This is a genomic window from Microbacterium luteum, from assembly GCF_015277875.1.
GTDB classification, from domain to species: domain Bacteria; phylum Actinomycetota; class Actinomycetes; order Actinomycetales; family Microbacteriaceae; genus Microbacterium; species Microbacterium luteum.
Map to the genome: position 1 here is coordinate 2754683 of NZ_CP063814.1, position 22786 is coordinate 2777468.

At 64.1% G+C, this 22786-nt stretch carries 20 protein-coding genes and 2 pseudogenes; 19 read left to right on the forward strand and 3 right to left on the reverse strand.

Annotation, left to right across the window (positions count from 1 at the left end; all coding sequences use genetic code 11):
- Positions 1-281: 281 nt before the first annotated feature.
- The 10 genes from IM777_RS13460 (at position 282) to IM777_RS17265 (ending at position 9754) form a co-directional block, all read left to right on the forward strand.
- Entirely contained in the window at positions 282-1031 is a 750-nt protein-coding gene (locus IM777_RS13460; protein WP_194383724.1) for an O-antigen ligase family protein, read from the forward strand.
- On the forward strand, positions 1028-2272 hold the full coding sequence (locus IM777_RS13465) for a lipopolysaccharide biosynthesis protein (protein ID WP_194383725.1): 1245 nt from the start codon (positions 1028-1030) through the stop codon (positions 2270-2272). The genes IM777_RS13460 and IM777_RS13465 overlap by 4 nt, the downstream gene beginning before the upstream one ends.
- Positions 2269-3363, forward strand: coding sequence for a polysaccharide pyruvyl transferase family protein (locus IM777_RS13470; protein WP_194383726.1), 1095 nt, complete (start codon positions 2269-2271; stop codon positions 3361-3363). Before IM777_RS13465 ends, IM777_RS13470 begins: the two co-directional genes overlap by 4 nt.
- Before the next feature lie 3 nt (positions 3364-3366).
- Positions 3367-4341 carry a glycosyltransferase gene (locus tag IM777_RS17600; protein ID WP_194383727.1) on the forward strand — a complete coding sequence of 325 codons (975 nt, stop codon included), beginning with the start codon at positions 3367-3369 and terminating at the stop codon, positions 4339-4341.
- Positions 4338-5381, forward strand: a complete 1044-nt coding sequence (locus IM777_RS17605; protein ID WP_419538863.1) for a polysaccharide pyruvyl transferase family protein — start codon at positions 4338-4340, stop codon at positions 5379-5381. The genes IM777_RS17600 and IM777_RS17605 overlap by 4 nt, the downstream gene beginning before the upstream one ends.
- A 214-nt stretch (positions 5382-5595) precedes the next feature.
- On the forward strand, positions 5596-6819 hold the full coding sequence (locus tag IM777_RS13485) for a glycosyltransferase (RefSeq protein WP_228480817.1): 1224 nt from the start codon (positions 5596-5598) through the stop codon (positions 6817-6819).
- A gap of 44 nt (positions 6820-6863) precedes the next feature.
- Positions 6864-7913, forward strand: a complete 1050-nt coding sequence (gene gmd, locus IM777_RS13490) for a GDP-mannose 4,6-dehydratase (RefSeq protein WP_194383729.1) — start codon at positions 6864-6866, stop codon at positions 7911-7913.
- Entirely contained in the window at positions 7910-8893 is a 984-nt protein-coding gene (locus IM777_RS13495; protein WP_194383730.1) for a GDP-L-fucose synthase family protein, read from the forward strand. The genes gmd and IM777_RS13495 overlap by 4 nt, the downstream gene beginning before the upstream one ends.
- A 4-nt stretch (positions 8894-8897) precedes the next feature.
- Positions 8898-9179 carry a Dabb family protein gene (locus IM777_RS13500; RefSeq protein ID WP_194383731.1) on the forward strand — a complete coding sequence of 94 codons (282 nt, stop codon included), beginning with the start codon at positions 8898-8900 and terminating at the stop codon, positions 9177-9179.
- A gap of 212 nt (positions 9180-9391) precedes the next feature.
- Entirely contained in the window at positions 9392-9754 is a 363-nt protein-coding gene (locus IM777_RS17265; protein WP_228480818.1) for a transposase, read from the forward strand.
- Here IM777_RS17265 and IM777_RS13510 read toward each other — a convergent pair.
- Together IM777_RS13510 and IM777_RS13515 are read right to left on the reverse strand one after the other, a co-directional pair.
- Positions 9709-11028, reverse strand: coding sequence for an ISL3 family transposase (locus tag IM777_RS13510; protein WP_473743249.1), 1320 nt, complete (start codon positions 11026-11028; stop codon positions 9709-9711). The two genes, IM777_RS17265 and IM777_RS13510, sit on opposite strands and share 46 nt — an antisense overlap.
- A gap of 143 nt (positions 11029-11171) precedes the next feature.
- Entirely contained in the window at positions 11172-12491 is a 1320-nt protein-coding gene (locus tag IM777_RS13515) for an ISL3 family transposase (RefSeq protein ID WP_473743249.1), read from the reverse strand.
- A 177-nt stretch (positions 12492-12668) separates the two neighbouring features.
- On the opposite strand from IM777_RS13515, the gene rfbA reads away from it, so the two are divergent.
- From rfbA to IM777_RS13560, 9 genes and pseudogenes are all read left to right on the forward strand, one after another.
- Positions 12669-13541, forward strand: a complete 873-nt coding sequence (gene rfbA, locus IM777_RS13520; protein ID WP_194383732.1) for a glucose-1-phosphate thymidylyltransferase RfbA — start codon at positions 12669-12671, stop codon at positions 13539-13541.
- Positions 13538-13780: pseudogene (locus IM777_RS13525) on the forward strand (NAD-dependent epimerase/dehydratase family protein); the annotation flags it as partial. The gene rfbA and the pseudogene IM777_RS13525, both read left to right, overlap by 4 nt.
- Positions 13781-13841: 61 nt before the next feature.
- A pseudogene (locus IM777_RS13530) lies at positions 13842-15187 on the forward strand (IS256 family transposase).
- Positions 15188-15218: 31 nt separating this feature from the next.
- On the forward strand, positions 15219-15992 hold the full coding sequence (locus IM777_RS13535) for a dTDP-glucose 4,6-dehydratase (protein ID WP_228480819.1): 774 nt from the start codon (positions 15219-15221) through the stop codon (positions 15990-15992).
- Between the two features lie 58 nt (positions 15993-16050).
- Positions 16051-17463, forward strand: coding sequence for a sugar nucleotide-binding protein (locus IM777_RS13540; protein ID WP_194383733.1), 1413 nt, complete (start codon positions 16051-16053; stop codon positions 17461-17463).
- Between the two features lie 199 nt (positions 17464-17662).
- The gene (locus IM777_RS13545; RefSeq protein ID WP_194383734.1) at positions 17663-18205 is read left to right on the forward strand and encodes a hypothetical protein; all 543 of its coding nucleotides are present in this window, start codon (positions 17663-17665) and stop codon (positions 18203-18205) included.
- Between the two features lie 272 nt (positions 18206-18477).
- Positions 18478-19911, forward strand: a complete 1434-nt coding sequence (locus IM777_RS13550; RefSeq protein WP_194383735.1) for an HNH endonuclease signature motif containing protein — start codon at positions 18478-18480, stop codon at positions 19909-19911.
- Between the two features lie 327 nt (positions 19912-20238).
- Entirely contained in the window at positions 20239-20973 is a 735-nt protein-coding gene (locus IM777_RS13555) for a hypothetical protein (protein ID WP_194383736.1), read from the forward strand.
- Positions 20974-21136: 163 nt separating this feature from the next.
- The gene (locus IM777_RS13560; protein WP_194383737.1) at positions 21137-21298 is read left to right on the forward strand and encodes a hypothetical protein; all 162 of its coding nucleotides are present in this window, start codon (positions 21137-21139) and stop codon (positions 21296-21298) included.
- A 91-nt stretch (positions 21299-21389) separates the two neighbouring features.
- Here the strand turns inward: IM777_RS13560 and IM777_RS13565 are convergent, their stop codons facing one another.
- Positions 21390-22673, reverse strand: a complete 1284-nt coding sequence (locus IM777_RS13565; protein ID WP_194383738.1) for a hypothetical protein — start codon at positions 22671-22673, stop codon at positions 21390-21392.
- Positions 22674-22786: the final 113 nt, after the last annotated feature.

The following is a 22786-nucleotide window of genomic DNA, read 5'->3' on the forward strand; positions in this document are numbered from 1 at the left end:
TAACGGCCGTTGTTACATCAGGAGGCGCGCCAGGTGCGGATGACTCCTTTAGCACCGGAGCGAGACTGTTTCTTCTATTTGCACTAGCCCCCTTCGCCGCGAGAGGCATGCTCAATCGCACCCCTCACCTACCGAAGTTTGCAGCCGCAGCCTTTCTCACGTCACAAACCGTTTCCGCATTCGCGGGAATCTTGCAATCGTTTGGGCTCTCTGTCGGCGGAACCTTCCAGGCCAACGGACGGTCATCGGGACTCGCCGATCACCCGAATGTCCTGGGTGTCATGTCCGCCATCGCAATCCTCATTTGTACATATGCTCTCCTTAAGAATGTCGCGCCGGTGCCGCTAGCGGCCGCCATCTTGACTATAAACGTACTCGGGCTAATTACTACCGGGAGCCTCAGTTCGATGGCAGCGGCATTGCTCGGTGTGATTATCCTGCTCTATGCTCACGGATTTCGTGTCGTACGGCTCATACTCCTCGGCCTCGTAGTTGCGCTGCTACTCGGGTGGGTTCTGTCAAGTCCACTCGTGCCAGAGTCCTTACGTGGACCAGTCCAGAGGTTCTACCAAGTCACTGGCCAAACCGAAAACATCAGTACTCTCGACATCCGTATTCAGACATACAACGCAGCATGGGACTCGATCGAACGGGATCCCTTCCTCGGCAAAGGGTTAGGCGAGACTAATGCGGCCGCCATCGAACTGGGCACGGTTGTCCACAATTTTGTGCTACGCGGCTGGTATCAGGGGGGAATTCTCCTAGGTGCCGCGTTCGCGGCGATCCTCGTCGCAGCAATTTTCGCCGTCCTAACCGCTTTTCGCACGAGACAACATGCCCTCGCCACTGGCGTCATCGCCGTCATGCTGAGCTTCGGGCTGACGTCGGCGTTCTTCGAGCAGATCTACTACTGGCTGCCTGTGATCGTGGCCTGGGCAACCCTGGGGCGTCCCCCCAAGAAGGTTACGATGGGACACAGAGCAGAGCGAGGATCATCGCTCCTTCATTCCGCCGGAGCTCGATCTAGATGACCGCCTTCCGTTTCTCGACAGTCGCCTCGCAGTTTGGCTGGGTTTCTGGCGGGCGTCTACTAGCCGCCTTAGTGCAGGCGCTAGTTGTCGTTCTCCTAGCACGAGCAATATCCCCACAAGAGTTCGGTTTGTTTGCGGCGACCCAGGGTGCGCTCATCGTGGCACAGACCGTCTCGGGCTTGGGTCTGGCAACCTATGTGGTCCGACATCGCGCGATTAGAACAGACGATCCCAACGTCCTCGTTGCCCTCCGGCTAAATGAAGCGACAACCTACGCCTTTGGCGGCGTACTGCTCGCTGCGTTCATCTCCCTTGGAGCATGGATTGACGAAGCATTCTTCGCACTACTTCCGCTCGCGCTATCCATGGCGGCCGAGCGGAGCGCTGATGCCTGGCTAGGCGTCGCCATCGCTGACGGCGATGCACGAGTCAATACACTCAATCTCGTCGGTCGCCGGATCGCTACGGCTGCCATCTTCCTCGCACTGACCACCGGAGCGGGCGCGCCACCATTACTGAGCTTCGGGATCGCAGCTCTCTTCGCCGCGGTTGCGTCATGGATCTTCTCGCGGATGTATGTTGGCGCCCACGTCGCCCGCAGGCGTTTCGAGGGTCCGCGAAGACGACGCTATGCAGTGGTGCTGCGACGCTCTCGCCACTACTGGATGAACTCCATCGCCACCCAGCTTCGAAACCTGGACACAACGGTCGCCGCGTTCTCTATGTCACCCGCCCAGGCGGGCTTTTTCGGGGTCGCCTCCCGAGTGACGGGACCGCTTCGAATGCTACCGACGTCCCTCTCAATCGTGCTCCTACCGGTCGCGAGTCGAACAGGATCAAAGGATCGCAGGTCGCTTGCTTTGCTCATCGCTGGAGCAGCCAGCGGCATCACCATCCTTTTCGTGAGCGTGGCGATAGTAGCTCCCTACGTGGTTCCGGCGCTGCTCGGCAACGACTATCGAGGAGCCACAGTCACACTTCAGCTAACGGCGATCGGGCTCATTCCCGCCGGCATCGCATCACTGCTCGGAGCCGTACTACAAGGGTCGGGGCACGCGCGATACGTAAGCAATGTTGCGTTCATCATGACGGGAGTCTGCCTAGCGGGCGTGGCACTTGGAGGGGCGAGCTTGGGTGCCGTTGGCGGAGCGATAGCTCTCGGAGTTGCCTACATCGTGCAGATGGCGTTGCTCATAATCCGGTACATCACATTGAACTTTGAGCCCCAGGAAAAAGAATGAGTCCCATCTCCACGAAGAATACCCAGAGGCCCATGGATTTTTTTTGCAGTGTCGCCGCCCAAGAGGACAATTTGGGCGACATCGAGATTCGCGCAGTGATGCTTCGTTGGCTTCATGAAACGGACTGCAACGTTGTTGCCTACACAGGAAGTATGCCCGTCGAATACATCGAGGCACTGGATTCACCTCGCACTCGTTACATTGCGAGCGCCTTCCGCTTCCAGCTACTGCTGATTCGATCTTGTATGTTGCGAAACGCCAATCTCATGTTTGCGCCGGGGCCACAACGTCTCGGCGGAGCACGTGCGGTTGTCAAGTCAATCATGAACTTACTCAATGTATTCGCAATCCGCATTTCCGGCGGAAGAGCCGCTACATTCGGACGCGCCTTCCGGGGGACAGGGAAAATATCCAAGGCAGTCGAACGATTGCTAGTGAGTAAGCTCGACGCGGCGGTAGTACGCGACTTCGAGTCTGTCCACGTACTCGGCAAATCAATGATCGTGGCACCTGACCTCGCATTCGCTAACCCGGGAAGATACTCTGAGATGCCCCGCGTCATCGGTTTGTCTTTTCGACACGATGCAGCGCCACGGCTGAAGGAAATTGAAGGACTCGTTTCGAGCGGTCGTCGTGCTGGTTGGGAGTTCAAGATCGTAACTCAAGTTAGACGAGATGACGCTCATCACGAAAACCTCGCCAAAACTTTGGGTATTGAACACGTCGCTTGGGGGGCTCGAGACCACACCACCCAGACCCAGCGTGTCAAGGACGCATATAGCGAATGCGTACTCGTAATCACCAACCGCCTACATGCCGCCCTTTTTGGCCTCGCACAGGGGGCTATAATCAGCACAATGTCGGATAAGGACTTGAAGTTGTTGCGCACTCTCGAGCCGTGGGTAACCCCAATTCACCTAACACCGGGTATGTCGACTACAGAATGGCAAGAGCGCTTGAACGACGCCGCAGTCTCTCGCGCCCTTAGTCAACGGGACGATGCTCGAGTGCGGATTTCAAGCCAATGGGAATTATTTCGGAGCAATTTCCGCGACGGCGCGCCGTCCACGCAGAGTGAGAGCAAAATCTAAAGCATGCAGTCAACAGCAATAACCGCAACGACACCTGTGGTCGTCATTGGATTTCGACGACTGCTGCCCCTTCGGGAGGTGCTGGAAGCGACCGAAAAATATAGTGACGGCGATATTTACGTGCTCTTAGACAACGCCCGCGACGGGCGGGATGCTGAGTTAAGAGCAGTGAGGGAGGTGCGAAGCTGGGTTACTAAATGGAGCGCTGGAAAGCCGCGTGTTCACGTACGGTTGGAGCCCGAGAATATAGGACTCGCTCGCGCTATTCCGACCGCCATCGAGTGGGCACTGGGGGACCAGGGTAGTTCCGTGATCATCCTCGAAGATGATTGCCTACCGTCCCCCGACTTCTTCAAATTTATGACCGAGATGCTCACGCGGTTCGCTAATGACGAGCGAGTAATGATGGTGAGTGGGGATCAGTTCTTGCCTGATAATCTCCGTTCAAGCTATCAGGACAGTTACTACTTTTCTCAGTTCGTGCACATCTGGGGGTGGGGGACGTGGAGGCGTGCTTGGCGTCACTACGATCACAGCTTGGGCCAGCTGAGCTCCGATGCGACAGTGACGGGCGCCGCCCTCTCCGAGGCGGTCACCGATAGAAGTGCGCTGAGCTTTTTCAGGAGGACATGGGACGCGCAACGGAAGAATCCCAACGACTCAGCATGGGCTTCACGTTGGCTGCTGTCCTGCCTGTTGCAGAGCGGGCTATGCGTCTGCCCCTCGAAGAATCTCATCCGCAACATCGGCTTTGGCGCCGGGAGCACCCACACTACTAGGGCCAGCAAGTATCACGTCGCGCCACGCGAGCTCATAGAGTGGCCGCTCTCACACCCGAGTTTTGTCTACGCCTGGCGCACGGCGGACCGGTGGTGGTTTAGACACATGGTCTCAATGTCACCTATATCTCGCGCACGCCGGCTGTTCTCTCGCGTGAATCCAAGTTCGGTAAAAGACAAGATTGGCATTTTGAGTTGACTAGCATCGCCGTCTGGGGCTCTTACAGTCACGGCAACTTCGGTGACGACATGATGGCCCGGATTTTTGTAGATCACTTGTCGCGCCGTGGGCACGACGTAAGCCTCGTAACATCAAATCCCCTGCTCGCCGAGCAAGTCGGCGCGGCACCGGTTCCTGACCTTCGCCGTTGGCACGGAAAGACTGTTGTAATAGGTGGCGGCGCCATGCTGTCGAATTCTCATCGAATAAGGCGCTACGTCAGTTCTGCTTCGCGCACTGTAGAGCGCGAGTTTTCTGACCTTTGTCGTTTTGTCGAGCGAACACCCGGGGCTCGCGTAGTGCCTATATCCATCGGAAGCGACGGAATTGCTCGTCCACTCATTGACGGCAGTCGAAGGCAACTCTTTTCCTCTGCGGCCGCCCCCCATGGGACGGTCCGACTCCATGATGACGTAGCTTTGATGAAGTCAAAGTTCTCGAAGACTTATGAGTATGTTCCCGACATTCTCTTCTCGGTCCGGAGCGCCCGCGGAATCCGCACGGAAGAAGCGCTTTCTGCTCCTAGCGATAGGCCATTTAGGATCGGCGTAAACCTCAATAGACGACACGCAGGCGAAGCACTCGCCGCTGTCAGAAGGTCCATCCCTAACAATAGCGAGATCGTCTCGCTCATAACCCATAGTGACCACTTTCGCGCCACCTATGAGTGGGCACCTCTCGGTTCTCAAACGGTCCGTTACCAACGATTGGACGACTTCGTCAACGAATTGGCGAAACTTGATCTGCTTATATCGGATAAATTGCATGTCGGTATGACGGCCGCGGGTCTGGGTGTCCCATTCATTTCGTTCAAGGGGCGGGGAAAGACGGTCGCGCTTCACCGTGAACTTGATCTAGCCGCCCTCGCGGTAGATAGCGGCGCGCGGCTCGGCCCGCTCGTTGACGCGCTGTCCCACGGAGGGCGCGTTAGATCGCTTCGTGATGCGATCACCACCGAGGGGTTGGACGCTCAGGCATCGCGACACCTCGAGTTGCTTGACGAATATGTGGCCGACTAATGCCGATGAGTGAGGCTCTAACGGAAGCTTCCATCGTTGCGCGCCGGGCGGTTGCAAGCGAGGCGCGAGGTCTCTCGCACGGGATGGCGTCCGCGGCGGGCATCATCTACTCCATCATTGCCCGGCTGACGACGGACCGCCGATCCGAACACTGGAACGCGACCGCGGAAAGAACGAAGAGGTGCTGTTAGTTGTGACTTCACCGCCAGCAAGTGTGCTGTTCATAGGCATCAACTACCCCCCCGAACCGACCGGCATCTCCCCTTACACCGGCGCGATGGCTCGAGGCCTCGCGGAGCGCGGGTATCGGACCCACGTGGTCACGACGCACCCTCATTATCCGGAGTGGCGTGTTAAGCCAGGCTACGGGCAGTGGTCGCGCAGGGAACATCTGGGTGGAGTGCTCGTCCGCCGGTTGCGGCACTACGTGCCCCCTCGGCCGACGAGCATGCGCCGCCTGCTGTCCGAAGTGAGCTTCGGCGGTCGGCTCGCGTTCGCTCGATGGCGGCGCCCTCAGGCCGTCGTAGCGGTGTCTCCGGCTCTCTTTTCGTCGGCGTTAGCCGCCATCCGCATGCGCCTGCTTCATCGAGGGACTCCGCTCGTTGTGTGGGTGCAAGACCTGTACTGGCTCGGCCTTTCTGAAACGGGTCAGGGTTCCGGGCGCGCGGGGCGGGTCATCAAGCGGACTGAGGGCTGGCTGCTGCGCCGAGCAGACCGGGTCGTGGTGATACACGAGCGCTTCGCCCAGCGGGTCATCCAAGACTTTGGCGTCGATCCCACCAGGGTCGTCGTTGTTCGCAACTGGACGCATCTCCCGCCTGCCGCCGACGTCGATCGTGAAGCGGCACGCGCCCGCCTCGGATGGGGCGACGAGACCGTCGTGCTGCATGCGGGGAACATGGGCATCAAGCAAGGCCTGGACAACGTGCTCGACGCCGCACAGCTCGCGCATGACACTGGCGCGAAGGTACGTTTTGTGCTGCTCGGGAACGGTGCCGAGCACGCTCGCTTGCTTGCCGAGGGTGCCCACATTCCGACGCTGCAGTTCATCGACCCGCTCCCCGATGCAGAATTCGCCGATGCACTCGCGGCCGCTGACGTGTTGCTCGTCAACGAGAAGGTCGGTGTCTCAGAGATGGCGGTGCCAAGCAAGCTCACGTCGTACTTCTCGACCGGAAATCCCGTCGTGGCCGCCACAGATCTTCGTGGCATCACGGCCGATGAGATCAGGGCGGCCGAAGCCGGCATCGTCGTCCGCGCGGGAGATCCGGCAGCACTCCTGGACGCCGCCGTCGCCCTCGCCGATGACCCCGGTGAGAGCACCAGGCTCGGATCAAACGGACGCCGGTATCGAGAAACTGTGCTGGACGAAACATTCGCGATCGATCGATTCGCTACTCTTCTCTCGCGGCTCATCGATGGCGATGGATCGAAGTAGCAACCGCTAGCCCATCGACGACAAGAACCGCAGGGAGAAACAGCTTGTCCAAGCGCGCACTCATCACCGGCATCACCGGCCAGGACGGCTCTTACCTCGCGGAGCTCCTGCTGTCGAAGGGTTACGAGGTTCACGGCATCATCCGCCGAGCCTCTACATTCAACACCTCGCGGATCGACCACCTCTACACCGATCCGCACGACCCCGATGCGAAGCTGTTCCTTCACTACGGGGACCTCAGCGACGGCGCGCGTCTTGTGACACTGATGGCGCAGATCAACCCCGACGAGGTCTACAACCTCGCCGCGCAGTCGCACGTGCGCGTCTCGTTCGATGAACCGGAGCACACCGCTGACACCACCGGCACAGGGACGATCCGCCTTCTAGAGGCGGTGCGCTTGTCAGGCATCTCCACGCGGTACTACCAGGCGTCCACGTCAGAGCTCTACGGCGCCACTCCTCCCCCGCAGAACGAGGAGACGCCGTTCTACCCGCGCTCGCCCTACGCGGCCGCCAAGCTCTACAGCTACTGGATCACCAAGAACTACCGCGAGGCGTACGACATGTTCGCGGTCAACGGGATCCTGTTCAACCACGAGTCCCCGCGACGCGGTGAGACGTTCGTCACCCGCAAGATCACGCGTGCTGTTGCCCGCATCAAGGCCGGCGTGCAGAAGGACATCTACCTCGGAAACCTCGAGTCGATCCGCGACTGGGGTTACGCCGCCGAGTACGTCGAGGGCATGTGGCGCATGCTGCAGGCCGACGAGCCGGAGGACTTCGTGCTCGCAACCGGTGTCGGCTACACCATCAAGGACTTCCTGGAGACCTCGTTCGGTCACGTCGGGCTCGACTGGCAGGAGTTCGTGAAGTTCGACGAGCGCTACCTGCGCCCCACCGAGGTCGACGCGCTCATCGGCGACCCGACGAAGGCCGGCGAGAAGCTTGGCTGGGTTCCCACGATCGATGGGAAGGAACTCGCCAAGCTCATGGTTGACGCCGATGTCAAGGCGTTGGAAGAGGGCCCGGAGTGGATCGACACGGTTAAGCTCGCCTCGTGGGGCACGGCCGACGCGGTCGCGGCGGCACGATGACCACGGCCATCGACGGCGTCGAGTACGCACCGGGTGAACTTGATCGCGACGCGACGTTCTACGTTGCCGGACACCGCGGACTGGTCGGATCGGCGATCGTGCGCAAGCTCGAGTCGTCGGGTTTCGAGAACATCGTCGGGAAGACCTCCGCCGAACTGGACCTCAAAGACCGCGACGAGGTCTTCGGCTATATGGCCGAGGCTAAGCCCAAGTACGTCGTGCTCGCCGCGGCGAAGGTCGGCGGGATCATGGCCAACAGCACCTACCCGGTCGACTTCCTGAGCGACAACATGCGGATCCAGGTCAACGTGCTCGACGCCGCCCTCACGAACGACGTCGAGCGCGTGCTGTTCCTCGGCTCGTCGTGCATCTACCCGAAGTTCGCCGAGCAGCCCATCCGGGAAGACTCGCTCCTCACCGGCCACCTCGAGCCGACCAACGACGCGTACGCGATCGCGAAGATCGCCGGCATCCTGCAGACCCAGGCGGTGCGCCGCCAGTACGGCCTGCCGTGGATCTCGGCGATGCCGACGAACCTCTACGGCCCGAACGACAACTTCTCCCCCAAGGGCTCGCACGTGCTACCGGCGCTCATCCGTCGCTACGACGAGGCAGCGAAGATGCGAGCGTCGTCGGTGACGAACTGGGGCACGGGCAGCCCGCGTCGCGAGTTCCTGCACGCCGATGACATGGCCGACGCCTGCCTGCACCTCATGGAGCACTACGACGGACCCGACCAAGTCAACGTCGGCACCGGGTCCGACGTGACGATCAAAGAGATCGCGGAGATCATCGGCGATGTGACTGGTTTCACCGGTGACACCGAGTGGGACACGTCGAAGCCCGACGGCACCCCGCAGAAGCTCCTCGACGTCTCGAAGCTTGCCGAAGCCGGGTGGACGTCGAAGATCTCGCTGCAGGAAGGCCTGGAGCGCACGGTCGCCTGGTACCGCGAGCACGTCGACACCCTGCGCGAGTGAAGCCGTGTTCCGGCACGTCGTGCTGTTTCGCATCCATGACCACGTCAGCGATGCGTACGTCGACGCAGTGATCGACACGCTGCAGAGCTTCGTGCTTTTCCCGGGCGTTGTGTCGTGGATGACCACTCGCTCGCTCGATGAGCGCAAGGGTCGCATCGTCGTCGAAGATGCGACGTTCGAGTCTCGCGAAGCGTTCGAGCGATTCCGCGCGGACCCGGCGCATGCGACCGCCGCTCAGACGATGTCGGAGATCGCGGACTGGTGGGTCGGCGACTACGAGGAGTAGTCGCCGAGGAGCAGTTCGATGAGCTTCACCGAACCCGGCCACATCGGTTCAGGGAGGCGCGCGGCATCAACGAAGTGGAAGTCGAGCGCCTCGTTCCGAGCGGTGGGCCCACCATCGAGCTCGGCAATGAACGACAGGCCGACGGGACTGCTGCACGGATAGGTGACATCTGATCTGGCTTGCCCGCAGGGTGGGCCTGGAAGGATGTTGCTGTGCCCAAGCCCTACCCGTCCGAGTTCCGTGACGACGTCGTGCGTGTCGCGAGGAACCGCGAGCCCGGAGTCACGATCGAGCAGATCGCGAAAGACTTCGGGGTCCACCCCATGACGCTGCAGAAGTGGATGCGTCGCGCCGACATCGACGAAGGTGCCAAGCCCGGTCAGTCGCGGACCGAGGCCGCGGAGATCCGTGAGCTGAAGAAGCGGAACCGGCTCCTCGAGCAGGAGAACGAGGTCCTCCGTCGTGCGGCGGCGTATCTGTCGCAGGCGAACCTGCCGGGAAAAGGGGCTCTTCGGACATCCGGTGGGGGTCAGTGGGTGAGCCCGCCGGCGGCGAGGAGCATGCGGAGCCGGTAGTTCTCCCGGTTGCGGTAGCCGCGAGCGAGGCGTCGGTGCAGCTCGATGATCCCGTTGATCGCCTCGGTGCCGCCGTTGGATGACCGGCTCGTGGTGAAGTACGCCAGGAACGCGTCACGCCACCGGCGGAGGGTGCGGCCCAGACGCGCGATCTCGGGGATCGGGCAGGTGTGGAACGTGTCGACGACCTTCTCCGCGATCCGCCGCCCGGCGGCCAGGTCATCGTGGTGGTAGGCGGAGCGGAGCTGCTGCGCGCACTGCCAGGCGACGAACACCTCGTCGTGCGCGGGGTCGGCTTCCATCGCCGCGGTCAGCCTCTCCCGCTGCTTCTCGGTGAGGTTCTCGACCCCGGCGCGGAGGATTGTCTGCACTCCGTAGAGCGGGTCGCCCTTGCGGCCGCGGTGGCCGAGGGTGTCTTGCTGGACGCGACGGCGGACCTCGTCGACGGCGGCGGTGCCGAGCATGACTACGTGGAACGCGTCGAGGACCGCGACGGCGTCGTCGAGCTTGTCGTCGATCGCGGTCTTGTATCCGGCGAACGGGTCCAGCGCGGCGACCTTCACCTGCTTCCGGAACGCGTCGCCGCGTTCACCGAGCCAGGTCGAGTAAGCCTTCCCGGACCGGCCGGGCACCAGATCCAGCAGCCTGGCCCGCGTCTTTCCTTGGCTGTCGCGGGTGAGGTCGACCATCCCGGTCAGCTCCTTCGGCCCCCGCCGGCGCGGGTCGACGTGATGCCAGACATGCTCGTCGACGCCGAGGCTGGTGACGTTCTCAAACCGGGACTCGTCCGCCGCGAGCTTGACGAGCTCGGGTTCGACGGCCCGCCACACCGTCTTCCACGACGTCCCGAGCTGCCGGGCGAGTCCTTGGATGGTGGCGTGCTCGCGGCGCAGCTGCCCGATCGCCCACGTGACGGCGCGCTTGGTGATCGATCCGCGCGGCGCGACCAGCGACGGGACCTGCTCCACGAACGTCTTCCGCGGACAGGCAGCCTCACCGCACCGCCAGATGCGTTGCCGCCACACCACCCGCACCCGGGTCACGCCGGGCACGTCATGCAGCACCCGAAGGCGCCGGCCACGCCCGGTCGCGAGCACGCCACACCCAGGGCACCCCGTCGGGGACGCTGGCGTCGAGACCGTCACGACGAGGACACCGCCGCCACGCTGGACGTGCTCGACATGGACGCCGTCGAGGCCGAGCAGCAGGTCGCAGCGGGCACACGGACAGTCGGCGGGGCGCGCGTCAGCGCACCCCGAAGTAGGGTGAAGCACGTCGAGGTCCTCGGGGTGGATCAGTTTGTTAGCGCTTCTGATCCTCGGGGACCTCGACCCCTACCGCCGAATCACGGCCCGGGCACGCTCACCCCACCGGATGTCCGAAGAGCCAATCTGGCTCTTCGGACATCCGGTGGGGGTCAGTGGGTGAGCCCGCCGGCGGCGAGGAGCATGCGGAGCCGGTAGTTCTCCCGGTTGCGGTAGCCGCGAGCGAGGCGTCGGTGCAGCTCGATGATCCCGTTGATCGCCTCGGTGCCGCCGTTGGATGACCGGCTCGTGGTGAAGTACGCCAGGAACGCGTCACGCCACCGGCGGAGGGTGCGGCCCAGACGCGCGATCTCGGGGATCGGGCAGGTGTGGAACGTGTCGACGACCTTCTCCGCGATCCGCCGCCCGGCGGCCAGGTCATCGTGGTGGTAGGCGGAGCGGAGCTGCTGCGCGCACTGCCAGGCGACGAACACCTCGTCGTGCGCGGGGTCGGCTTCCATCGCCGCGGTCAGCCTCTCCCGCTGCTTCTCGGTGAGGTTCTCGACCCCGGCGCGGAGGATTGTCTGCACTCCGTAGAGCGGGTCGCCCTTGCGGCCGCGGTGGCCGAGGGTGTCTTGCTGGACGCGACGGCGGACCTCGTCGACGGCGGCGGTGCCGAGCATGACTACGTGGAACGCGTCGAGGACCGCGACGGCGTCGTCGAGCTTGTCGTCGATCGCGGTCTTGTATCCGGCGAACGGGTCCAGCGCGGCGACCTTCACCTGCTTCCGGAACGCGTCGCCGCGTTCACCGAGCCAGGTCGAGTAAGCCTTCCCGGACCGGCCGGGCACCAGATCCAGCAGCCTGGCCCGCGTCTTTCCTTGGCTGTCGCGGGTGAGGTCGACCATCCCGGTCAGCTCCTTCGGCCCCCGCCGGCGCGGGTCGACGTGATGCCAGACATGCTCGTCGACGCCGAGGCTGGTGACGTTCTCAAACCGGGACTCGTCCGCCGCGAGCTTGACGAGCTCGGGTTCGACGGCCCGCCACACCGTCTTCCACGACGTCCCGAGCTGCCGGGCGAGTCCTTGGATGGTGGCGTGCTCGCGGCGCAGCTGCCCGATCGCCCACGTGACGGCGCGCTTGGTGATCGATCCGCGCGGCGCGACCAGCGACGGGACCTGCTCCACGAACGTCTTCCGCGGACAGGCAGCCTCACCGCACCGCCAGATGCGTTGCCGCCACACCACCCGCACCCGGGTCACGCCGGGCACGTCATGCAGCACCCGAAGGCGCCGGCCACGCCCGGTCGCGAGCACGCCACACCCAGGGCACCCCGTCGGGGACGCTGGCGTCGAGACCGTCACGACGAGGACACCGCCGCCACGCTGGACGTGCTCGACATGGACGCCGTCGAGGCCGAGCAGCAGGTCGCAGCGGGCACACGGACAGTCGGCGGGGCGCGCGTCAGCGCACCCCGAAGTAGGGTGAAGCACGTCGAGGTCCTCGGGGTGGATCAGTTTGTTAGCGCTTCTGATCCTCGGGGACCTCGACCCCTACCGCCGAATCACGGCCCGGGCACGCTCACCCCACCGGATGTCCGAAGAGCCGGAAATCTGGGTGACACAGAGCTCTGCTAGAAGTGAGAGACCAGACCGATCGAAGGAGCGGGCGTGAAGGGGATCATCCTCGCGGGCGGGTCGGGTACACGGTTGCATCCTGTGACGCTGGGGGCGTCGAAGCAGCTGGTTCCCGTCTATGACAAGCCCATGGTGTACTACCCCCTTTCGACACTGATGCTGGCCGGGATCGACGAGATCCTTGTGATCACGACCCCGCATGATGCCGCAGCGTTTGAACGGTTGCTGGGTGATGGATCGCAGTTTGGGATCTCGATTTCGCTTGCGGTGCAGCCGTCGCCGGATGGGTTGGCGCAGGCGTTCACCATCGGTGCGGACTTCATCGGCGACGACACTGTCGCGCTCGTGCTCGGCGACAACCTGCTGTACGGGCCGGGGTTGGGGTCGCAGTTGTCCCGGTTCGCCGACATCGACGGTGGGGCGGTGTTCGCGTACTGGGTGGCGGAGCCATCGGCGTACGGGGTGGTGGAGTTCGACGACACCGGCCGGGCCGTCAGTCTCGAGGAGAAGCCCGTGCAGCCGCGGTCGAACTATGCGATCCCGGGCCTGTACTTCTACGACAACGACGTGGTGGAGATCGCCCGGAACCTCGAGCCGTCGGCGCGGGGTGAGTTGGAGATCACGGATGTGAACCGGGCCTACCTGGAGGCAGGGAAGCTGCAGGTGCAGGTGCTCCCCCGGGGGACGGCGTGGCTGGATACCGGAACGTTCAACGACATGCTCGACGCCGCCGAGTATGTGCGGACGATCGAGCGGCGCACGGGGTTGAAGATCGGGTGTCCGGAGGAGATCGGGTGGCGGCGGGGGTTCCTCACCGATGAGCAGCTTGCTGAGCGTGGGGTGGCGTTGAAGAAGTCCGGGTACGGGGCGTACTTGCTGGAATTGCTGGAGCGGGGGGATCGCTGATGCGGTTGCTGGTCACCGGGGGTGCCGGGTTCATCGGCTCCAACTTCGTCCACCACGTCCTGGCCCATACCGATCATGAGGTGACGGTGTTGGACGCGCTCACCTACGCCGGGAACCTCGCCTCTCTGGACGGTCTCCCGGAGGATCGGTTTCGGTTTGTGAAGGGCGACGTCACCGACGCCGGCCTGGTGGATGAGCTGTTCGCCGAGACGGATGCGGTGGTGCACTACGCGGCGGAGTGGGGGTGTCAGATGGTCTGTGTGAGTGGGGTTCACCTCGAAGGAGAACATCATGGAGACCATGGCTATCAGTCCGGAGCGCGAGGAGCGCAGGCGTCGGCAGAAGGAGCTCGCTGATCAGTTGAAGTCGTCGGGTGCGATGGATGAGATCTTCGCGAAGATCGATGCCGGCACCCCGCTGACGGGCGATCAGGGGCTGCTCGGTGGCATGCTGAAGGCCGCGCTGGAGCGGGGCCTGGACGCGGAGCTGACCGAGCACGTCGGGTACGAGCGTGGTGATGCGGAAGCGTCGCTGTATCCGAACTCCCGCAACGGCACGACGCCGAAGACGGTGTCGACCGAGATCGGTGAGATCGACCTATCGGTCCCGCGGGATCGGAACGGGTCGTTCACCCCGATGCTCGTCCCGAAGGGGCAGCGCCGGCTGGATGGGCTGGACGGGATGATCATCTCGCTCTATGCCGGCGGGATGACCATCCGCGATATCCAGCATCATCTCGCGAACACGATCGGCACCGAGCTCAGCCATGAGACGATCTCGAAGATCACCGACCAGGTCGCCGACGAGGTCCTCGCGTGGCAGACCCGCCCATTGGAAGCGTTGTATCCGGTGATCTATCTCGACGCGATCATCGTGAAGATCCGTGACGGCGGTCACGTGCGCAACAAGGCCGCGCATATCGCCGTCGGGGTCGACATGGACGGGATCAAGCACGTCCTGGGTATCTGGGTGCAGGCCACCGAAGGCGCGAAGTTCTGGGCATCGGTCTGCGCCGAGCTTGCCAACCGTGGCATCCGCGACGTGCTGATCGTCTGCACCGACGGGCTCACCGGATTTCCCGAGGCGGTCGCGGCGACGTGGCCGCAAGCGACCGTGCAGACCTGCGTGGTCCACTGATCCGCGCGGCGATGCGGTTCGTGAACTACAAAGACCGCAAAGCCGTCGCCGCCGCGCTGAAACCGATTTACACCGCGGTGAACGAGGACGCCGCGCTCGAAGCGCTCGAGGCGTTCAGCGACTCCGAGCTCGGCCGCCGCTACCCCTCGGCGGTGAAGACGTTCCAGGACGCCTGGGACCGGTTCACCCCGTTCCTGGCGTTCCCGCCCGAGCTGCGCCGCGTGATCTACACCACCAACGCGATCGAGTCGCTGAACTACCAGCTGCGGAAAGTGACGAAATCGCGGGGTCACTTTCCCAACGACGCCGCCGCGGTCAAGCTGCTCTGGCTGGCGATCTGCGACATCGAAGACAAGCGCGCCCGAGAACGCGAGAAGGAACGCGGGCGCCCCTCCAGCCAGCGAAAAGCTTCCGGCCGACTCATCGAGGGCAACGTGACCACGAACTGGAAACAAGCCCTCGAACAACTCGCACTCGCCTACCCCGACCGCATCACCCCCTACCTCTAACCACCAACACCAACCCGCTTACACAGAAGACTTGACAAGCCCGGCGGAGTCGCACAACGACAACAGTCTTGATAACCCGCGCCCGTTCCTGGACACCAACATCATCGGCACCTACACGCTGCTGGAAGCAGCCCGGAAGCATGAGGTTCGGTTCCATCACATCTCCACCGACGAGGTCTACGGGGATCTGGAACTGGACGACCCGGAACGGTTCACCGAGACCACCCCCTACAACCCGTCCTCCCCGTACTCGTCAACGAAGGCGGGGTCGGACTTGTTGGTGCGGGCGTGGGTGCGGTCGTTCGGGGTGCAGGCGACGATCTCGAACTGTTCGAACAACTATGGGCCGTTCCAGCATGTGGAGAAGTTCATCCCCCGGCAGATCACGAATGTGATCCGCGGCATCCGCCCCAAGCTCTACGGCAAGGGTGAGAACGTGCGGGACTGGATCCACGCCGACGACCACTCCTCCGCCGTCCTCACCATCCTCGACAAGGGTGAGATGGGGCAGACGTACCTCATCGGGGCGGACGGGGAGAAGAACAACAAGACCGTCGTCGAACTCATCCTGCAGTTGATGGGCGAACCCGCCGACGCGTACGATCACGTCACCGACCGGGCCGGACACGACCTCCGTTACGCGATCGACTCCACACGCCTGCGCACCGAACTCGGCTGGACACCGAAGTACTCCGACTTCGAAGCCGGGTTGGCCGCGACCATCGACTGGTACCGGAACAACGAAGCCTGGTGGGCACCCGCGAAAGACGGTGTTGAAGCGTTCTACGCCACCCGGGGGCAGTAGCGGCCACGTTTCGTCTCGCTTCGCTCGCTCAACGACCGGCTCCGGCCCGAAGGACTCCATGACGCAGTTTGGTAAAGCCCTCACCCGCACCGAGACCCCCATCCCGGGGCTGGTGGTGTTCGACCTGCCTGTGCACGGGGATTCGCGGGGGTGGTTCAAAGAGAACTGGCAGCGGGAGAAGATGACCGCTGCCGGGCTGCCGGATTTCGGGCCGGTGCAGAACAACATCTCCTTCAACGACAAGGCCGGCACCACCCGCGGGATCCACGCCGAACCGTGGGACAAGTTCGTCTCCGTCGCCACCGGCCGCATCTTCGGCGCCTGGGTCGACCTGCGCGAAGGCCCCACCTACGGGGCCGTGTTCACCACCGAACTCGACCCCTCCCGCGCGATCTTCGTTCCCCGCGGGGTCGGGAACTCCTACCAAACCCTCGAACCCGACACGGCGTACACCTACCTCGTCAACGACCACTGGTCCCCCACCGCCGAATACGCCTTCCTCAACCTCGCCGACGAAACCATTGGGATCGACTGGCCCATCCCCCTCGATCAAGCCGAACTGTCCGAGAAGGACAAGAACCACCCCCGCCTGGCCGACGTGACCCCCATCCCGCCGAAGAAGACGCTCGTGCTCGGCGCGAACGGGCAGGTCGGCCGGGCACTCCGGAACCTGTGGGGCGAACGACCCGACGTCGAATTCGCAACCAGAGCCGACATCGAACTCGGTGTGCCGACGTCGCTCGCGCACGCACGGCCGTGGAAGCAGTACGACACGATCGTCAACGCGGCGGCCTTCTCGGCCGTTGACACCTCCGAGACCGCCGACGGCCGACGCGCCGCATGGGTCGTCAATGTCACGGCCGTGGCCGAGCTCGCTCACATCGCCACCGCGCACGGGATCACACTCGTGCATATCTCGAGCGACTACGTCTTTGACGGCACTCAAGAAGGCGACTACGACGAAGAGAGTCCGGTCGCCCCGCTCGGCGTCTACGGACAGACGAAAGCGGCTGGCGACGCCATCGTCGCTACGGTGCCGCGCCACTTTATCATCCGCACCAGCTGGGTCGTCGGCGATGGCGGCAACTTCGTCCGAACCATGGCGTCTCTGGCAGAACGCGGTGTGAACCCCGCGGTGGTCGACGACCAGCGGGGCCGGCTCACCTTCGCCTCGACGCTCGCGGCCGCCATCCACCACCTCCTGGCGGTGCGGCCCGAGTACGGAACGTACAACGTCACGAACACCGGCGAGCCGATGACCTGGTACGAGATCGCGCGACGTGTCTTCGAGATCACCGGCCACGACCCCGACCGCGTCACCCCGACGACAACGAGCCAGTACTACGCCAAAGTGACCACGCCCGTGGCGCCGCGACCAGCCAACAGCGGACTATGCGTGGCGCGACTATCGGCGACCGGCTTTGCTCCGACAGACGCGGTCACCTCGCTAGAGACCTACCTGCAGACCTGAAGCATCAGGGCTCGGATATGAGAATCCAACTGGTGACCGCTCTCACGTCGTCTTGACACCCTGTCGTTCCTCAACTCGGTCTTGGCAGCAACGGCTCGCAGACGAGATTCTCGGGCCGTCGACGGAACGGAACTGCTGTGCCAAGATGCAACCGTGAAGGCGATCATCCTGCTTCTCGGGCTTCGAGACCGGCACGGCCATGGGCCTTCCTGACCGGATCGACGATCTTCGACCCTCGCAGATCGCACTCGCGGAGGCGGAGATCAAGCGGCAGGAAGACACGCTCGCTGCAAAGGCCACCGGCCTGCAGACGCGCGCGGCGGTGCTCATCGGCGCGAGTGGTGTGCTCGGCGGCACCGAGCTGGTCACGGCGTCGGGCATCGGGTGGCTGAGCGGCATCAGCCTCGCGGCGTACCTCCTCGCGGCGGTGTTTGGCCTCGTCGCGGCGCGGTCGAGCGTCGGCGAGGAACCTGACGTCGCAGCACTGCTGGACACATACGCAGATGGCGACGACCTCTCGTTGCGCCGATCGATCCTTCTCAGCCGCATGACCTCCTATGACGGCGACAGCGATCACCTGAAGGGCGCGCACGCCTGGCTCACCCGCGGACTCGTCGCGCTGATCCTCGCGTGGACGATCTCGGGCGTCGGCACGGTGACCGGAATCCTGACCGGCGAGGAAGACACCGACGTGACCACGGTCAAGATCGAAGGAGTCGTCGATGTCCGACCCGAACCCTGACGAAACCGAACCGGAGTCCGAATCCGACGAGACGAAACCGCGGAAGCAGATCCCCGCGTCGTCGAAGACGCGCCCGACGGTACGGCATAGGAGGTCCGTCACGAAGCGATCCTTCGTCAGGCGGAAAAAGCGCTAGACCATTTCTCCCAATTCGCCTTGACGGTATCGAATCTTTGTACTAAACTCGGACGTAACGACAAAGTGCCCATTGTCGTCGTATCACTGGACGAGCGTGCCGTCTCGTTCAGCCGTAGACGAGGTTGGGTACCGATATGTTCTCTCCCGGCGACGAGTCATCTGAGACCGCGCAGCGCACCGCAGCGTTCGTGCGCCGTCTGACGGCGGCTCGAGCCGAGGAGGCCACCGCAGCAGCGAAGACCTCCGCAATCTTGGCCGAGGCCTACGCGTTTACCGTCGAGCAGACGGAACGCTTGCGCTCAACGTCGGCGAAAGAACGCGAGATGCCGCTACGCGCGATGGCCGCGGAACTCGCGGTCGCGTCGAGGATGAACGACCGCACGATGCAGACGCATCTCTACGACGCACACCGTCTCGTCAACGACTTCCCCGACTCCTGGAATGCGCTGCACGAAGGGCGCATCTCCCGAGCGCACACCGCGGTGATCGTCGACACCGGCCGTGAACTCGACGACAGCGCCGCGCGAGGCGCCTTCGAGCACGATGTATTGGCCTACGCCGAGACGACGTCTCCGGCGAGGGTGCGGTCGTATGCGGAGCAGGTCGCGGAGAACCTCAACCCTCGGTCGATCCAGGAGCGGCACGACGACGCCGTGCTCGATCGACGCATCTGGGTCGACGACCTTCGAGACGGCATGTCAATGCTCGGGGTGATCGGGCCGAGCGTGGCGGTGCATGGGATCTATGACCGGTTGACCCGGCAGGGAAAGGCGATCAAGGCCGCCGACCGGGCCGCCAGACGTGAAGCCACTGAGCGCGAAGGCGCTTGCGGAGCCGCTCCCGAAATTCCGTGCGATGACGACACCGCGCCCACCGTCGAGGGTGAGGCGCCCGTCCAAGAGGACTTGTGGTTCGATGAGCGGTCGCTGAATCAGATCCGCACCGATGTGCTGCTGGACATGCTGCTCACCGCATCGCCCTCGGTCGACCCGACCCGTGGCGTTGTCGAGGGCGGGCTCGGCGCGATCCGCGGACATGTGCAGGTCACCGTCCCCGCCACGACACTCGCGGGAACGACCCTGGGAGGAGCGCAGCTGAACGGCAAATGCGCGGTGGACCCGGAGACGGCGAAGATCCTCGCCGGAAACGCCCCCGACTTCGATCGGGTGTTCCTCGACCCGATCACCGGGGTCGTCCTCGCCGTCGACCGTCGCTTCGCCACACCGGCTCAGCGGAGGTATCTGGTGGCGCGGGATATCCGATGCCGATTCCCCGGGTGCCGCAGACCTGCAATGGACTGCGACATCGACCATCGCGAAGACTGGGCCCTCGGCGGCAAGACCGACGTCGAGAACCTGGGCGCGTTCTGCGAGAGCCACCACACCCTGAAACAAGCCGCCGGCTGGACCGTGGTGCAGATGCCCGGCGGGAGACTGCACTTCACCGCACCTTCGGGGCTGGAATACGTGGAGGACCCACCACCCCGAGTGATGTTCATGCCCGACCGGATCGGCGCTCCCGGCGACGCGGACCCGCCCGAGGCAGAAGCGCCCGCCGCGCCCTTCTAGGCAACCCGTCCGTCCTCGGCGGTCTGCGGCGAGGCAACCGCACCAGTAACGTGACCGCGCGCCCAAGCGGGCGGGCGCGCGGTCACGCCAGACACGCCTGAGTCAATGCTCATGCCCGGCCGAAAACCGGCCCGCGAGCACCTGCCGCGCACGTCCGCTGCACTTCAGACGACTTCCTGCTGCCTCCTTAATTCGTTGGAAACGCGGCGGTAACCCGACGGGGTCGCGTGACCGATAACGTTCCAGAGTTGGGCAGCGGAGTTCGGTGCATTCATTGGGGGAGCATCGGGCAGTGATGTTGTCCGCGTCATACGAGGTTGGGGACTCATGAAGACGAAACAACGACGTCTGCTGTCGGCTGGGATCGCGGGAGCGTTGGTGATCGGCGGGATCAGCACCTGGTCCATCACAGCGGCCAACGCAGACAGCCTCTCCGGCTCGGTGTCGGTGGTGCTGGACTTCACAGATAAGGACACACCGACCGCGACGATCGTCTCGCAGAATCTGTCGTCCGTCACCGCTTGGGGGGTCGCCGAGCTGTCGTACGGCAGCACCGTGAAGCGGTGGGGTCCCACGAAGTACGACGCGGGCGAGAGCCGCACCTACTACCACGAGATTCCCGGGTGCACGTGCGAACTCGCAGCCAGCGCGACGGCCATCGCCTGGGGCTTCCACGAAGACGGCGACCGAGAGCCGGACTGGACGACCGGCGAGATGACCATCGCTGATCCGCGCGTCACCGTCATCGGATGCGACGACCCGACACCGACACCGACACCGACACCGACACCGACACCGACACCGACACCGACACCGACGATCACGCCGTCTCCGACGCCCGCGCCTCCGAGTCCGACCCCCACGCCCACCGTCACACCGTCACCGACACCGACCGGATCACCGACGGACGCACCGGCACCCGACCCGACAGCAACCCCGGCGGCAGCCACCGGACAGCTCCCGGCGACGGGCGGCGTGATCGGGTGGACCCTCGGCCTCGCCGCGCTCGGCGCCGTGGCTGTCGGGACGGGAGTGTGGCTGCGTCGTCACCGACGGGTCTGAGGCGCGGTAACGATCGCGCTTTACGCAGCAATCACACAACGAACGTCGAGGAATCGCCGGTGTGGGCCGTCTGGCATCGACCGACGGCCCACCTGCTGGCTAGCCTCGAAGGTGCGGGCGCTCTGAGCCGCCACGCTGGAACGTTCACCAATCTGGGGGGATCATGAACGCTCGCCGACGCACGCTGTATGCGCCGCGGCAGTCTCGACCGCTGACGCCGTGGTGGCGCTATGAGGTCGGCGGACTGCCGGTGTGGGCGATGATCGTGATCGTGCCGGTCGTGGCCGCGCTTGTCGGCTACACCGTCCTGAACATTCCGAGCTGACGGCAACGTCGCCCCGCCAAGCCGTGGCTCCGTCCCAACACGGTGCCCACGCGCGAGACCCCCGGATTCCTCCGGGGGTTTCGTGTTCTCGTCAGAGGGCCGCCCAGATGGTGGCAAGCCTCGCCGCATCGGGCATCGGACAGTTCGCGTCGTACCAGCTCTGCGGCAGCGGCTCGTCCGCGGCCGCATACGTGTCGTCGACCGTGAACTCGCCCGACGCGGGCGTGGGCGGGTTGTGCGAGACCACCGTGTTCGATGCGCTCGCGAAGTTCCATCCGCGGATCGACCCGGCGATGAAGCTGTCCGACGCCGTCGCATTGGTGACCGGATCCGTCGTCTTTCCCCACAGCGTGTTCTGCGCCGTCATCACATGTCGCCCGGCACCGATCGGGTAGCGCCCGGTGCCCCGCAGCCCGCCGATGAAAGCGGAATGCGCGAGGCTCACTCCGCTCGTGTGCTCCATCATCAGCACCTGCGAGCTGGATTGGAAGAACACGCTGTCCTCGAAACGAAGGTTTCGGATGCCGCCACTCCCGCTCGATCGGCTCGCCTGGAATGTGTCGCAGTGCGAGCTCGATCCCGCGGCCTTGTAGGCCGGCGCGACGTAGCATCCGAGAAGCGAGACGCCGTCGATGGAGTAGTTGTTGGCGATGCGGAACGCCATGCGATCCGTGTCGTCATCGACCTGATCCGGCAGCACGCACTCGACGAACTCGACCCCGCTCGTGTTGGCGTTGTTGGCGGTGATGTTCAGCTGACCGACCGTCGACCATGCCAGCGCGAAGTCCTGAGCGTCTCGCACGAGCACCGCTTGACCGCTGAAGTCGAAGCCCACGACCGAGATCCCCGAAACGTTCACGAACGCGTAGCCGCGGCTGGACGCTTGAGCGATCGTGCCGCTCGCGGTGACCGTGCCCCAGCCATCGCGCGGCACGACCAGCACGCGCCACGTGCGTCCGCCCGCGTTGATGCCGTGAAGCACGCCGTAGTCGGTCGAGCCCGCACCGTAGCCGTAATCGAACACTCCCGGCTTCACCGCGATCTTGATCTTGCCCTGCGGCTGCTGCTGGATGGCGTCGGCGATGGCGTTCTGGATGGTCCACCAGTTCGGCTCCACCTCGACGACGAGGTCGAAGGCGCCGCCTGGCTCAGGCGTGCGCGCCGGCCAGTGCGATCCGGCCGGGCCGTAAGCGCCCGTCGCCGAAGCCGGCGCCTCCGGCGCGGGTGTCGGCACGGGATCCGCCGGCACCTCACACGACGGATCGATCGTCGTCGCGCTCGCGCGACCCGGCATCATCGTCTGCGCGACGGCGAAGGCCGGCACGGCCAGCAATGCGGCGCGGAAAACGTCGCGCCGACCCCATTCACTCTTCATCGATTCCACGATCGCCCCAACTCGTCGTCGAACACTGTTGGGAAAAGGAGTACACCAGTGGGGCTGGTGGGACAAGGAAGTTTTGCGCGAACGTGCTCGAGGACCGCCGGCTG